10 protein-coding genes are annotated in these 13,866 nt (G+C 66.5%); 4 read left to right on the forward strand and 6 right to left on the reverse strand.

Translation table 11 applies throughout. The features are described 5' to 3' along the window. Positions 1–9 precede the first annotated feature (9 nt). Entirely contained in the window at positions 10–3,489 is a 3,480-nt protein-coding gene (locus CXY91_RS09310; RefSeq protein WP_100960615.1) for a hypothetical protein, read from the reverse strand. A gap of 220 nt (positions 3,490–3,709) precedes the next feature. On the opposite strand from CXY91_RS09310, the gene CXY91_RS09315 reads away from it, so the two are divergent. Beyond that, the gene (locus CXY91_RS09315; RefSeq protein ID WP_100960617.1) at positions 3,710–4,174 is read left to right on the forward strand and encodes a peroxiredoxin; all 465 of its coding nucleotides are present in this window, start codon (positions 3,710–3,712) and stop codon (positions 4,172–4,174) included. Between the two features lie 148 nt (positions 4,175–4,322). Next, the gene (locus CXY91_RS31110; RefSeq protein ID WP_100960618.1) at positions 4,323–5,600 is read left to right on the forward strand and encodes a peptidoglycan DD-metalloendopeptidase family protein; all 1,278 of its coding nucleotides are present in this window, start codon (positions 4,323–4,325) and stop codon (positions 5,598–5,600) included. 99 nt (positions 5,601–5,699) lie between these two features. On the opposite strand, the gene prfB is transcribed toward CXY91_RS31110, so the two are convergent. From prfB to CXY91_RS09335, 3 genes are all read right to left on the reverse strand, one after another. Beyond that, positions 5,700–6,828, reverse strand: a protein-coding gene (prfB, locus tag CXY91_RS09325) for a peptide chain release factor 2 (RefSeq protein WP_100960621.1) whose coding sequence is annotated in 2 segments (ribosomal slippage) — positions 5,700–6,758 and positions 6,760–6,828 — 1,128 coding nt in all. Because the reading frame shifts where the segments join, the coding sequence is not laid out codon by codon here. Between the two features lie 106 nt (positions 6,829–6,934). Further along, positions 6,935–7,717: a fumarylacetoacetate hydrolase family protein gene (locus CXY91_RS09330; protein WP_100960623.1), complete on the reverse strand. Its 783-nt coding sequence runs from the start codon at positions 7,715–7,717 to the stop codon at positions 6,935–6,937. Positions 7,718–7,727: 10 nt separating this feature from the next. Next, complete coding sequence (locus CXY91_RS09335) at positions 7,728–8,324, reverse strand: helix-turn-helix domain-containing protein (RefSeq protein WP_100960627.1); 597 nt, start codon at positions 8,322–8,324, stop codon at positions 7,728–7,730. A gap of 135 nt (positions 8,325–8,459) precedes the next feature. On the opposite strand from CXY91_RS09335, the gene CXY91_RS09340 reads away from it, so the two are divergent. Beyond that, positions 8,460–9,158 (forward strand): aspartate/glutamate racemase family protein, encoded by a 699-nt coding sequence (locus CXY91_RS09340; protein ID WP_100960629.1) that lies wholly within the window; start codon positions 8,460–8,462, stop codon positions 9,156–9,158. Then, a complete protein-coding gene (locus tag CXY91_RS09345; protein ID WP_349236583.1) occupies positions 9,155–9,562 on the forward strand; it encodes a RidA family protein in 408 nt (135 codons plus the stop codon). The genes CXY91_RS09340 and CXY91_RS09345 overlap by 4 nt, the downstream gene beginning before the upstream one ends. On the opposite strand, the gene CXY91_RS09350 is transcribed toward CXY91_RS09345, so the two are convergent. Further along, on the reverse strand, positions 9,556–12,003 hold the full coding sequence (locus CXY91_RS09350; RefSeq protein ID WP_091828631.1) for a penicillin-binding protein 1A: 2,448 nt from the start codon (positions 12,001–12,003) through the stop codon (positions 9,556–9,558). The two genes, CXY91_RS09345 and CXY91_RS09350, sit on opposite strands and share 7 nt — an antisense overlap. Before the next feature lie 155 nt (positions 12,004–12,158). Next, complete coding sequence (locus tag CXY91_RS09355; protein WP_465246845.1) at positions 12,159–13,190, reverse strand: N-acetylmuramoyl-L-alanine amidase; 1,032 nt, start codon at positions 13,188–13,190, stop codon at positions 12,159–12,161. Positions 13,191–13,866: the final 676 nt, after the last annotated feature.

The following is a 13,866-nucleotide window of genomic DNA, read 5'->3' on the forward strand; positions in this document are numbered from 1 at the left end:
GCGCCTGTTCTAGCGCTCCGGAGTTCCTGGCACGGGAGCATTGCCGCCGGGCCGCCCTTGCCCCACCGGTCCGCCGCCGAGCGGGTCGACGAAGCGGCGCAGAATACCGGGCGCAATGGCCGAGAGCGGGTTCACCGTCATGGTCGGCTGGCTGGCAGAGCCCGAGACGCGGAAGTTGACCGCGAATAGCCCGCCATATTGCCCACCACCAAGGATCATGCCGACCACAGGCACCTGAGCGAAGGCGTTGTTGAAAGCATAGCCGGGCACGAAAGTGCCGCCGATGTCGACGCGGTCGCGGCCATAATCGACATTGCCCTGGATCGTGAAGCCGACCTGCTGGCCCCAGAGCACCGCGTCGTTGATGTCGATCCGGCTGGCGCTGCGCACGAACTCGGCGCGCAATTTGGTGAAGGCGACATCGCTCGCATCGATGCGCGGGGCTGGCGCGCCGGTGCTGTCGAGCGCGCCCGGCGCCTGAGAGCCCGGCGGGCCGACGACGCGGCGCAGGGCCGGCTCGTCCCGCACCGTGAAATTGCGCAGGAGCAGCTCGCCCGGCTGGCGCCCCTCGGCGGCCCCGATCTGCAGCACGAGGTCGCCGCCATAGGCACGACGATAGAGGTCGAGGAAGCGCAAGGTGGCGCCGCCGTTCTCCGACTGCACCACGATCGAACCCGGCCCCTCACCCTGCCTGACCTGCTTGATCGAAAGGTCTGCCTTGCCGATCCGGCCCTGATAAGCGATCGAGCGGACGGCACCGTTCCGGCGCGAGAGCTTGAGCTGCGAATTGCCGAGCGCCTCGCTGTTGAAGCCGGTCAGGATCGGCACATCGAGATCGAGGTCGAAATCGGGCCCGGACGCGGCGTTCTGGCCGCCGCGTGCGCCGCTTCTGGAGGGGGCGGCAGGCGCATCGAACAGCTCGCGGATGAAGGGCCGGGCATCGAGCACCGCCCCGCGCACCGAGAGCTTGGTCAGGCCGCCATCGCGGCCGATCTCGACCTTGGTCAGGTTGTCGCCCGGCGACAGGCGCAATTGCGAGAAGCTCGCGCTCTCGAACGCGTTCTGCCTGGTCAGCGAGATTCGCCCCTTGGCCAGGAGCGGCGCGCTCTCGATCGTCAGATCCTCCAGATCCGGACCGTCATCGTCGACGACATAGGTGAAGACTGCCTTGCCTGCGCGGCCGGCAGGCTTGCTGATGCCGGGCACGCCGGTGTCGATCGCCGCCTTGGTCAGGTCGACCTCGATGCGCGGCGGCGCCTCGGGGCTCTTGCCGAGCGGTTTCACGACCTTGACCTGCATCGACCCGCTGAGGCCAGTCTCGGGGCCGAGGCCACGCCGCTTCAGCGCGGCACTGTCGAGATTGAGCGAAACGGTCGCCTCGCCCTGGCCCTTTGCATTCTGCCTCAGCTCGATCGGCGCCTTGTCGCCGCCGACCCTGCCTTCGCCCTTGATCGCGAGCTGGCCGCGGTCGTAGTTCAGCGCCAGATTGGCGCCCTCGAGCTTTTCGCCACCGAGCAGATTGTCGGAGGCGACGTTCGAAAGCGTGCCAGTGCTGCGAATCATCACGTCATTGAACGTCAGATCGTTGACCAGCGGCAGCGAGAGCTGGTTGGTGAGATCGATCGAGCCGCGCAGCGCACCCGGCTCGATCTTGAGCGGCGAGAATTCGCGCAGCGACGGGAAATTGAGGAGCGCGACCAGCGCATCGGCCGGGCCTGTCGACTTGAAGCCGATCCGCGCCTGCGGCCGGGCCGCCCAGGTGTCGGACATGGCGAAGGTGCCTTCGCCGAGCTGGAGCTTGCGGCCCTCGCCGACCTCAGCCGTGGCCTGCAAGATCGTGAGATCGACGGTGCGGCCGGTCGTCGAGCCGACGACACGGGCATCGGTGAGGAGCGGCAAGCCGGGATTCGGCAGGAAACTGACCTGCGAGGCCTTTAGGCTCACGGCGACGGCGTCGTCATCCATGCCTTTGCCGTCCGCCAGCCGGGCGTTCGCCTCCGGTGACATCGCCAGCCTGACGTCGATCTCCTCGACCCGCCCGCTCTTCACCATCTCGACCAGCGCCCCATGCAGCCCGGGCGAAGTCACGGCCGGCCAGACGGCGAGCGCCGCGCGCATGTCGGTATCGACGGCCCTGATCTGGAAGCGATGCGAATTCTTGTCGTCGCGCCGGCGCGCCATGCCCGAGCCTTCGGCGTTGATCAGCGGCCCCTTGAACGAGAGCTGGCCCATTCTGATCTCACCCGCGCCGGGGTCGACCTCCAGCTGCGTATGCAGGGTGGAGATGACGACAGCGGGATCCTTGTCGATGCCGGCGACCTGTCCAGCGCCGTCGAGTGCCAGACGCCAGATGCCGCTCTCGTTGCTCGCCTCGCCGCGGCCGGCGAGCCTGGTCTCGCCAGCCTGGAGCTGGGCGGTCGCGATCTTGACCGTCTTGAGGCCGTCCTCGCTGGTGAAGTCGAGCTTGGCGCCCTGGATCTCGACCGGGGCGAACCCGGCATTGGGGACCTTGACCACCCCCGGCGCGAGGGAGAGCCCTGCGGCGATCCTGCGTTCGCCGCCGCCGGTCTGGGTCATCGAGATCTTGCCACTGAGCGCCAGGCCATCGAGAGCGACCATGGCGTTGCCGAAGGCCAGCGCTACCGCCTCCGCCGGTTCGAAGCGCTGGATCTCGATGGTCGCGCTGCGCGTCCCGTCCGGCGCGCTCGCAAGGTCGATCGCCAGCTCCTTCCAGCGCGGACCGATCCGCCCCTTCATCGACAGCCGGGCCTGGCCGCCGCCGAACCGCTCGAGCTTGATGTCCACATCCTCCAGGCCGGAGCGTTGCCGCCCGGCCGGGTCGATCAGCGTTACCCGCGCCCCGCCGATGCTGGCGACCTCGAGCGAGCCGAGCAGCCCCTCATTAGAGACCAGCGCGCCGATCGCGTTCATCGCCCCGGCAAAAGCGTCCCAATCGACGGGGTCGCCTGCAACCGGCGCCTTCGGAGACTGCTCCGGCTGGGCGTCCTGCTCCAGCAGCAGCGAGCCGTCCTGCCTCACGCCGAGCCGGATGTTGACGCCGCGCAGGTCGAGCGAGACCAGGCGGATATCGCCGCGCAGAAGCGCCATCGGCTCATAGCCCAGCACCGCCTCGGGCGCCCGGAACGATGCGCCGCCGGCATGCCGGAACGAGACTTCGCGGACCCGCAGGCGCGAGCGGCCATCGACGCGGTCGAGCTCGGCATTCCCCGCTTCGACCTTCCAATTCGGGCCGAGCCGCTCCTCTATCGCTGCCGAGATCCGCCCCTCCAGTCCCGGCAGCGGAACGACGCCGGTCACCAGCAAGGCGACGCCGCCGAGCCCTAGGGCCACCATGGCCATGCAGACCGCAGCCGCGACCACGACGATCCCACGCCAGGCGCGCCTGGTCACGGCAGCGACCTCCTGGCACTCCGCCTCGGAGGTCCTGGCGGGTGCTGGGGCCGCGTCGATCTTGCTGTCCTTGCTCAACGAATCGCTTCTTGTCTTGTTGGTCGAATCGTGCGGATCGATGCGATGGCTGGTGCGAGGGCCGCCGAGCCATTCGCATGATGCGCCTGATCCCGGGAGCGGTACAGCAACGACAGGCTAGCTGATTCGTTCCCAGCGGGTCCGGTTTGTGATTTAAGCCGGCTTGCGGCGTACCGCTCGCCCGGCCGTTACATGTGATCGCGACCAAAGGAAGGCGAAGATGGCATTGAGCGAAGGCATCCAGGCTCCCGACTTCACCTTGCCGACGGATGGTGGCGGCTCGCTGACGCTGTCCAGCCTGCGTGGTGGCAAGGTCGTGCTCTATGCTTATCCGGAAGACAACACGACGAGCTGCACCAACGAGGCGCTGTCCTTCAACGCGCTGCTGGACGATTTCGCCGCCGCCGGCACGACCGTCATCGGTATCTCGCCGGATTCGGTGAAGAGCCACGACAAGTTCAAGCAGAAATACGACCTGAAGCTGACCTTGGTTTCCGACGAGGAACGCAAGGCGATCGAAGCCTACGGCCTGTGGGTCGAGAAGCAGATGTATGGCCGCCACTATATGGGCGTGGAGCGCAGCACCTTCCTGATCGACGAGGCCGGCAAGATCGTCCGCGTCTGGGCCAAGGTCCGGGTCAAGGGCCATGCCGAGGCCGTGCTCGCGGCCGTCCGGGAGCTCTGAGGCCAGCTCTCGGAGATCCGCAAAACCCGCTGCGATTTGCGATTGGTTAACCCTAACGAGGTCTAATCATCCTATCGCAGCGTCACTCCCGGTTTTGCGTATGACCTCCTCGGATTCCCCTGCTCAGGCCGCCGGCCACGAGCTTGCAGTGACTGGCATTCTTGCCCGCCGCAGCTTCACCGTTCGCCGCTCGACCGCGCTGCTCGGTCTCAGCCTCCTGGCGCTGACCACTGCCTGGAGCGGCGCGACGAGCTGGTACATCCTGCGCAAGGACGACCTCGCCGCGCGGTTGATCAGCCGCGAGACCTCCCGCCAATACGCCTATGAGGATCGGATCGCCGCCCTGCGCGCCGATGTCGACCGGCTCGCCAGCCGCGCCTTGCTTGACCAGGATGGCGTCGAGGCCCGCGTCGGCGAGATCGCCGCGCGCCAGGCCGAGCTCGAATCGCGACAATCTCTGGTCAGCGCTGTCGCCGAAAGCCTGCAATCGGCAGGGATCGGTGTGTCGCAGGCGGCCAAGAACCCGCTGCGCCAGCGCATGATCAAGCCCGAGGAACCGGTCCGCGCCTCCGGCGTCACCAGCTTCGCGCCCTTTGCCTCGGGCAAGCCGACTCCGGCGCCGGAGACCCTGCCGCTGCGCGGCGCCGACGACCGCCCGGCGCCCTGGCAGTCGGGCGAGACCGAGGCGCCGGTCGCGCCGGCCAAGCGCGTCGCCGAGGCCTTGACCCAGCTCGACCAGTCGATCGAGCGCAGCTCGGTCACGCAACTCGCGGCCTTGCGCGAGCTCGACAGGAATCTCGGCGATACCCAGAAGACGCTGCGCAGCGCCCTTGCCGAAACCCGCCTGGACACCGACAAGCTCGCTGTCGCCGTCCAGGCCCCGAAGGGCGTCGGTGGCCCCTTGGTCCCGGTCAATCTCGATCCGTCAGCGGGGCCGTTCGAGGCAACCCTGAGTTCGCTGCAGCCGCGTATCGCGACCGTCTTCCGCCTGCGCGGCCTCGTCGAGCAGCTGCCCCTGCGCCGGCCGCTCGCGGGAGAACTCGAGCTGAGCTCCAATTACGGCTATCGCGCCGATCCCTTCACGCGTGGCGCGGCCCTGCACACCGGCATGGACCTGCGTGCCGAGCACGGCTCGCCGGTGCGCGCGACCGGCCCTGGCAAGGTCGTGACGGCCGAGTATTCCGGCGGCTACGGCAATATGGTCGAGATCGAGCATGCCGGCGGCCTCAGCACCCGCTATGCTCACATGTCGGCAATCCTGGTCAGCGAGGGGCAGATGGTGACGGCCGGCACGCTGGTCGGCCGTGTCGGCTCCACCGGCCGCTCGACGGGCCCTCATCTGCACTACGAGACACGCATCGACGGCGAGCCTGCCGATCCGAATCGTTTCCTGCGTGCCGGCGACAAGCTGGCCGGGCAGCTCTGACAGTCCGCGACCGACGAGCGCAAATCCTGACAACCGGCTGCAGCATTGAGCTGCAACCGGTTGTTTTGATTCGAGAAGCCAGTCGGAGCGAGCCCGCTCTCAGTCGATGTCTTCGACTTCGACGCTCGTGCCGTAGACACGCTGCGCCAGCGACGCTTCCATGAACGGGTCGAGATCGCCGTCGAGCACATCGGAGGGCGCCGTCGAGGTCACGCCCGTGCGCAGGTCCTTCACCAGCTGATAGGGCTGCAGCACATAGGAGCGGATCTGGTGGCCCCAGCCGATATCGGTCTTGGAGGCCTGCTCGGCGTTGGCCTTCTCCTCGCGCTTCTTCAGCTCGGCCTCGTAGAGGCGAGCGCGCAGCATGTCCCAGGCCTTGGCCCGGTTCTTGTGCTGCGAACGCTCCTGCTGGCAGGCCGCCACGATACCAGTTGGGATATGGGTGATGCGCACCGCCGAATCGGTGGTGTTGATGTGCTGGCCGCCGGCACCCTGGGCCCGGTAGGTGTCGATGCGGCAGTCGGATTCCTTGATGTCGATGACGATGCGGTCATCGACGACCGGGTAGACCCAGACCGACGCAAAGGACGTCTGTCGACGCGCATTGGAGTCGAACGGCGAGATGCGCACCAGCCGATGCACGCCCGACTCCGTCTTCAGCCAGCCATAGGCGTTATGGCCCTTGAACTGCAACGTGGCCGATTTGATGCCGGCCTGGTCGCCATCCTGGTATTCCAGCATGTCGACCTTGAACTTTCGCCGCTCGCCCCAGCGCCGATACATGCGCAGCAGCATCTCGGCCCAGTCCTGGCTCTCTGTACCACCGGCGCCGGGGTGGATCTCGACATAGGTGTCGAGCATGTCGGCTTCGCCGGAAAGCAGCGATTCGACCTGCAGCCGGCCAGCCTCGACCTCGACCGTCCTGATCGCCGCTTCGCCCTCGGCGATGGTGGCCGCGTCGTCTTCCATCTCGCCGAGCTCGATCAGGGTCAGCGCATCCTCGACCTCACGCTCGAGCCGCGTGATGCCCTCGATCTGCGTCTCGAGCTGGGTGCGCTCGCGCATCAGCTTCTGCGCGGCTTCCGCGTCGTTCCAGAAATCGGGGCCTTCGGAGAGCGCGTTCAGCTCCGCCAGGCGTCGTTGTGCGACATCCCAGTCAAAGATGCCTCCTCAGCAGTCCGATCGACTGCTTGGCGTTGTCGAGTTGCGTCTGGATTTCGGGTCGCATGATTGGTTCGCGTTGTCCGCTTTCGGTCGCTGTTGGCAGCTGGAGATAGGGGGGATGATCCCAGCTGTAAATGCTCAATCGTCGACGGTAACCGGCGGAGCAAGCTTCAGGCGAACGAAACTCCGATTGCGCCGAGTCGGCCGAAATCGGCGTGGAAGACATCGCCGGCCACCACGTCGACGGCGCGCGTGAAGGAGCCGCAGAGCACGATCTCGCCCCGTCGGAGCGTGACGCCGTGAGCTGCGAGCTTGTTGGCGAGCCAGGCGATGCCAGCTGCGGGATGTCCCATAATCGCCGCCGACAAGCCCGATTCCTCGATCACGCCATTTCGCGACAGCGTAGCACCGATCCAGCGCAGGTCGGCCTCCTGCGGTCGGACGATCCTCCCGCCGGTTACGAGTGCACCGAATGCGGCATTGTCGGCGATCGTATCAGTCACGACGAGTGGCGGCTCCGTGCGAAAATCTATGATCTCGAGCGCCGGCATGACGAATTCGGTCGCGCGCAGCACATCATGAACCGCGCATCCCGGCCCGGTCAGATCCTCGCCCATGACGAAGGCGAGTTCGACCTCGATCTTGGGCGCCAGAAACATCGCCGCGGAGATCTGGCTGCCATCGCGGAACAGCCGGTCATCGAGGATGCAACCATAGTCCGGCTCGGCGATCCCGGCAGCGATCTGCATGGCCCGTGACGTCAGGCCGATCTTGTGTCCGACGATACGAGCGCCTCCATCGAGGCGTTGGCGCACATATGACGATTGGATACGGTAGGCTTCGTCGAGCGTTATCTCGGGATGGAGCATGCTGAGCTGGGGCATGCGCTGGCGCGTCCTCTCCGCTTCGACAAGCAGCTCGGCGGCCTGATGGGATTGCTCTTCGGTCAACATCGCTTGGCCCTCAGATGGTTTCAATGATGAGCATCGCGCTGGTATCCGGCTCGCGAGCTGCGAACAGATGCGGGACGTCGGCCGGGTAGCTGATGAAATCACCCGCGGACAATTCGACGGCGCTCCCGATCGGGCCGGCCAGGGCACGTCCCTGACAGAGCAGAAGGTGCTCGACCGTGCCAGGCCGATGCGGCTGGGATTCATGCGGCTGACCAGGCTGCACGACGAGCCTGTAGATGTCTCGTCGCGCCGCGGGCGGGCACGTCGCGAGCAACGTCGCAGCATAATCCGATTGCTCTGCGCGTACCGTCGCTCCCTGCCCGGCGCGCACCACGGTCACACCCTGTCGCGGCGGTTCGATCAAGCGGCTGACCGGCACGCCGAGGACGCCAGCCAGTCCCCAGAGAGTCTCGATGCTCGGGTTACCGTTGCCGGCCTCGAGCTGCGACAGCGTTGATTTCGAAAGGCCAGCGCGCTTCGCCAGATCGCTTGCCGTCAGCCCCAGACGCTCGCGCTCGCGACGTACGGCGAGTGCGACAAGCGCGCTCGGTCCGGTTGCGTCCTCTGCCGGGCCGTGATGCGGCCCCTCCTCGGCTCCGATCGACATGAGACACACCCTCTTGACCGGCGGCTCCGCCGATTCTCTTGACCGGCATCCCACCAATAGCATTATATTGTACTGCTGTTCGATATAATGCAACACAAGGCACCACTTTGACGGCGCTAGTCTGGAGATCGGAGAATGACGCTGCATATCGGTATTGTCGGCTGCTCGGCCGAGGGGGCGGCACTGTGCTACCGCACGATCTGCTCAGAAGGAGCAGCGTTGCTTGGCCCGCATGCCCACCCGGAAGTATCGCTGCACACCCCCTCCCTCGCGGAGTATGTCGCGTGCCTCGATCATGGCGACCTGGTCGGCGTTGCCGACCTTATGCTCGCCTCGGCGCATAAGCTTGCGTCCGCCGGCGCGGATTTTCTGATCTGCCCCGACAACACGATCCATCAGGCATTTTCGCTGCTGGCCGGGCGCTCACCGCGTCCATGGCTGCATATTGCCGAAGTCGTGGCCGCCGAAGCGCAGCGGCGCGGCTATCACCGCCTCGGCCTCACCGGGACGGCGTGGCTGGTCGACAGCGAAGTCTACCCTGAGGCCCTCGACCGTATCGGCCTGGAGTGGCGCAGGCCGTCCGCCGCCAATCGCGACCTGACAAGCAGGATCATCATGGACGAGTTGGTCTATGGAAAATTCGGCCGGGATTCAGTCCTGACGTTCCAGCGCGTCATCGACGACTTCAAGATTCAGGGATGCGATGCCGTCATTCTAGGCTGCACCGAAATCCCGCTCATCATCGATGACGATAATTCCGCGCTGCCGACACTCGATTCGACTCGATTGCTCGCTCGGGCGGCGTTGCGACATGCAATAGGAGAGGACCGGTGAGCGCGCGGCGCATCGTCGAAGTACCGGTACTCTCTGCGGCACTCCGGGATATGAACGTGCCGTTGTCGCCGGTGACGGCCGGAGGCGGTCTGGTTTTCGTCTCGGGAATGCCGCCGCTGGATCTCGACAGCGGCAAGCTTCGCGAGGGCGACATCGCCACTCAGACAAAGGCCTGTCTGGAGGCTTTGCTGCATTGCTTGACGGCGGCCGGATCGCGTGCCGAAAACGTCCTGATGATCCGGGTCTACGCCGCGAACGCCGGCCATTACGACACGATCAACCGGGTCTACGCGCAATTCTTCCCGGTCGATCCACCGGCCAGAACCTTCGTCCCGGTCGCGTCCTGGCCAAAGCCCTTCGATCTTGAGATCGACTGTACCGCGCTCGGCCCGGCGGCTCAGTAGAGACCGCCGGTGCCCGAGCCGACCGAGCGCCCGCCCGCCGGCGCGACGCTCATCGCCCCGCCGGTGCCGTCAGAAGCGCCGATCACCGAATAGCTGTCCGGCGGCGCCGTGCCCGGCTTGAAGGCTTCGAGGATGCCGCCTTCGCCGCCGGCGCGCATGCCGGTGCGGGGATCGACGCGGATCAGCTTGATGCCGGGCGGCACGCGGAACGGCGTCGCCGGCTTGTCCTTCAGCGCGACCTGCATGAAGTCGCGGAAGATCGGCGCGGCGTACTGGCCGGCGGTCGCCGAGTTGCCGAGCGACTTCGGCTTGTCGAAGCCCATATAGACGCCGACGGCGAGGTCCGGCGAGAAGCCGACGAACCAGACGTCCTTGGCGTCGTTGGTCGTGCCGGTCTTGCCGGCGAGCGGCTTGCCGACCGACTTGACCACCGTCGCGGTGCCGGCATTGACGACGCCTTCGAGCATCGAGACCATCTGGTAGGCGGTCAGCGGATCGAGGACCTGCTCGCGATTGTCGATCAGGCGCGGCTCACGCTGGTTGCTCCACTTTTCGGCCTCGCAACCTTCGCAGGTGCGCTGGTCGTGCTTGAAGATCGTCGCACCCCAGCGGTCCTGGATGCGGTCGATCAGCGTCGGCCGAATGCGCTTGCCGCCGTTCGCCAGCATCGAATAGGCCGCAGTCATCCGCATGACCGTGGTTTCGCCGGCACCGAGCGACATCGAGAGCACCGGCAGCATGTCGTCATAGATGCCGAAGCGGCGGGCATACTCCGCGATCAGCGGCATGCCGACATCCTTGGCGAGGCGCACCGTCATCAGGTTCTTCGAGAACTGGATGCCGTAGCGCAGCGTGCGTGGGCCGGTGAACTTGCCGTCGTAATTGCTCGGCGTCCACATGCCGAGACCACCGCCCTGGTCGACCTCGATCGGCGCGTCGAGCACGATGCTGGACGGGGTGTAGCCGTTGTCGAGCGCGGTCGCATAGACGAAGGGCTTGAAGGACGAGCCCGGCTGGCGCAGCGCCTGCGTCGCGCGGTTGAACTCGGACTGGTCATGCGAGAAGCCGCCGACCATGGCGAGCACGCGGCCCGAGAACGGGTCCATCACGGTGATCGCGCCATTGACCTCAGGCATCTGGCGCAGGCGAACCTGGCCCGGCTTGCCGTCGATCGGCTCGACATAGACGACGTCACCCGGCGAGACGGCCTGCGACACGCGGGTACGCCGCGTCCAGCGGATGCCGTCCGGCCCGAGCGTCACCGTCTCGCGCTCCGGACGGAGCTGGCCCGAGGCTTCGCGGACAGGCTGCAGGCCGAGGCGAGCGCTGTCGCCGCTGGCGTCGAGCACGACGGCCAGGCGCCAGGGCTTGACGTCGCCGAGCACCGGCAGCTCGGCGATGGCGAGGCCCCATTCGCGGCTCGCAGCGTCGATCTTCTGGATCGCGCCGCGCCAGCCGCGCGCCTCGTCGAAGCGCACGAGACCGTCGACCAGCGCCTTGCGCGCCATCAGCTGCATCTTGGGATCGACCGTGGCACGCACCGAGAGGCCGCCTTCGAGCAGCTTCTTCTCGCCATAGCGGTCCTGCAGCTCGCGCCGGATTTCCTCGGCGAAATAGCCGGCGGCGATCTGGTTCGGCGAGACCGTGCGCGGGTTGACGCCGAGCGGCTGCTTCTTCGCAGCATCGGCATCCGGCCGCTTGAGGAAACCGTTCTCGGCCATGCGGTCGAGCACGTAGTTGCGGCGCTCGATCGCGCGCTCGCGGTTGCGGAACGGGTGCAGGTCGGTCGGCGCCTTCGGCAGCGCGGCGAGATAGGCCGCCTCCTGCGCGTTGAGCTCATGCACCGACTTGCCGAAATAGTTCAGCGCCGCCGCGGCGACGCCGTAACTGCCCTGCCCCGGCGCCGGCGCGCCGAGATAGATCTCGTTGAGGTAGAGCTCGAGGATCTTGTCCTTCGAATAGGTCGACTCGATTCGCAGCGCGATCAGCGCCTCGCGGATCTTGCGCTCGATGCTCTGCTCGGAGCCGACCAGGAAGTTCTTCGCCACCTGCTGGGTGATGGTCGAGGCGCCCTGCGGCCGGCGGCCGGAGCCGCGATTGCGGAAGTTCGAGACCGCGGCGCGGGCCAGGCCCTCGGGGTCGACGCCGAAATGCTTGTAGAAATTCTTGTCCTCGGCCGAGAGGAAGGCGTCGATGATCAGCTTCGGCACCGCCTGGATCGGCAGATAGAGCCGCCGCTCGCGCGCGAACTCGGCGATCAGGCTGCCGTCGCCGGCATGGACGCGGCTCATCACCGGCGGCTCGTAATTCCGCAGCTGCGCCGAATCGGGCAGGTCCTTGGAGTAGTGCCAGATCACGCCGGCCGCGCCCGCGACGCCGATCACGAACAGGATCGTACCGACGGCGAACGCCCATCCGAAAAGGCGCAGTATGAACCGCATCGAGAATTTTGACCCTGGCTAGCGGCAGTGTCGGCGCCCTCCCCCTTTGGCGTCGCGACCTGCCCGGCTGATCTTCAACTCATTCCTATATCACGGCAGAAATGGCGGAACCGTGGCTTTGCGACCACAAATCGCCATCTTCGACCGTCGAACAGTCAAGGCTTGCTTTGCGCGGCCTTGCCGGGGCTTTGCACGCGCTCGAAATACTGGTCGATCGCCTGCTGGACGGCCGCGGAAGCCTGCGTGCGCCAGCCCTCGGAATTCAGGAGCTCGGCATCCTTCGGGCTCGACATGTAGCCGAGCTCGATCAGCACCGACGGCACGTCAGGCGCGGTCAATACGCGAAAACCTGCCGAACGCAACGGCACCTTGTGCATCTTCACCGAGCCACCGAGCCTTTCGACCAGGTTTCGCGCGAAGATCGTCGAGAAGCTGCGGGTCTCGCGCTTGGCGAGATCCATCAGGATGCCCGCGACATCATGCACGTCCTCGCTCGAGTCGAGGCCCGCGACGGCATCGGCCTGGTTTTCCTTGGCTGCCAGCCGCGCCGCCTCGGCATCGCTGGCGCGCTCCGAGCCGGTGTAGACGGTGGCGCCGCGTACATCTTGGGCCTGCGCCAGCGAATCGGCGTGGATCGAGATGAAGAGGCTGGCCTCGACGCCGCGTGCGATACGGACACGGTCGTTCAGCGAGATGAAGGTGTCATCCGAGCGGGTCATGATCACCCGGTAGCGCCCCTGCGCCTCGAGCTGTTCCTTCAGCTTCAGCCCGAAGGCGAGGACGACCGCCTTCTCGGCGATCGCCGCGACCTGGGTGCCGGGGTCGATACCGCCATGTCCGGGATCGATCACCACGATCCGGCGCGAATCGCCCTCGGCCTTGCGCTCGACAGGGATACTCGGCAGCTGCGTCTTCGCCGTCGCTTCGCGGGCGAGCGCGGCAAACTCCTCGCGACTCGTCCGCTTCAACTCGACGACCAGCTCGCCGAAGCCGCCGCGCACCGGCTTGACCGAGACGCTCGCTACCGCGGCTGGCTGGGCGAGATCGAGGATGATGCGGGATCGGTCGGCCATGAACAGGCCGTAGCGGAAGCCGGAGACGAAGCCCGCGGACTTGCGCCCCTGTTTCGGGTCGACCTGGAAGTTGATCGAGGGCAGCTCGACGATGACGCGATCGGGCCCTGCCATGACCGTGGCGCTCGCGCTCACCGGCCGCGACAGCGCCATGCTCAACCGGACATTCTCGCCATTGACCTCGAGCCGCGCGTCGGTGGCGACCGGAAGGTCGGTGGCGGCAAGACGCGCCGGCGAATTCGCAGCTGCGAGAGAGAGTGACGATAGAAGCAGTGCCGCACATGTGAGAAGCCGCAAGGCCGGCATGGCGATGCGGTGCGGGACGCCCTTTGCGGAGAGGCGAAGCCGGTGAAGCAGGAGGAAGCTCCTCGATTCGCTGGTTCGACGCTTAACAAGACTTAACCATAGCGTCGCCAATCGTTGACAACCCGTTACCACGGCCGACCGACAGCGGAAACCGCGCCTGCCCGATCACCCACCGTTAACGCGCTTGCAAAAATGCATCGCCTGTCTGTAATGGAGACGGTTGCATCGCGAAGGCTACCGCAGCGCGCAAACCGGGTCCCTGGCCCGCTGACGCCCTGCGAACTGGCCGAACGACCGGATCATCCCGATCCAGGCCGGCGCGAAGGCAGCCAGCAACGGAATCGTCCGCGGACGGGCTTGCGCCAGGCAGCAATCGGCGCCGGTCTTGTTGTCCGCGAGCGTGTCAACGCGGTGCGCCCCGTTCGAGGCGCGCTGCAGGTCAAAGGTAAGATGTCGGAGCAAACGACGCCGTTCTCCTTTTCGG

Source organism: Allobosea sp. FBZP-16, assembly GCF_002831785.1.
Taxonomy (GTDB): domain Bacteria; phylum Pseudomonadota; class Alphaproteobacteria; order Rhizobiales; family Beijerinckiaceae; genus Allobosea; species Allobosea lupini.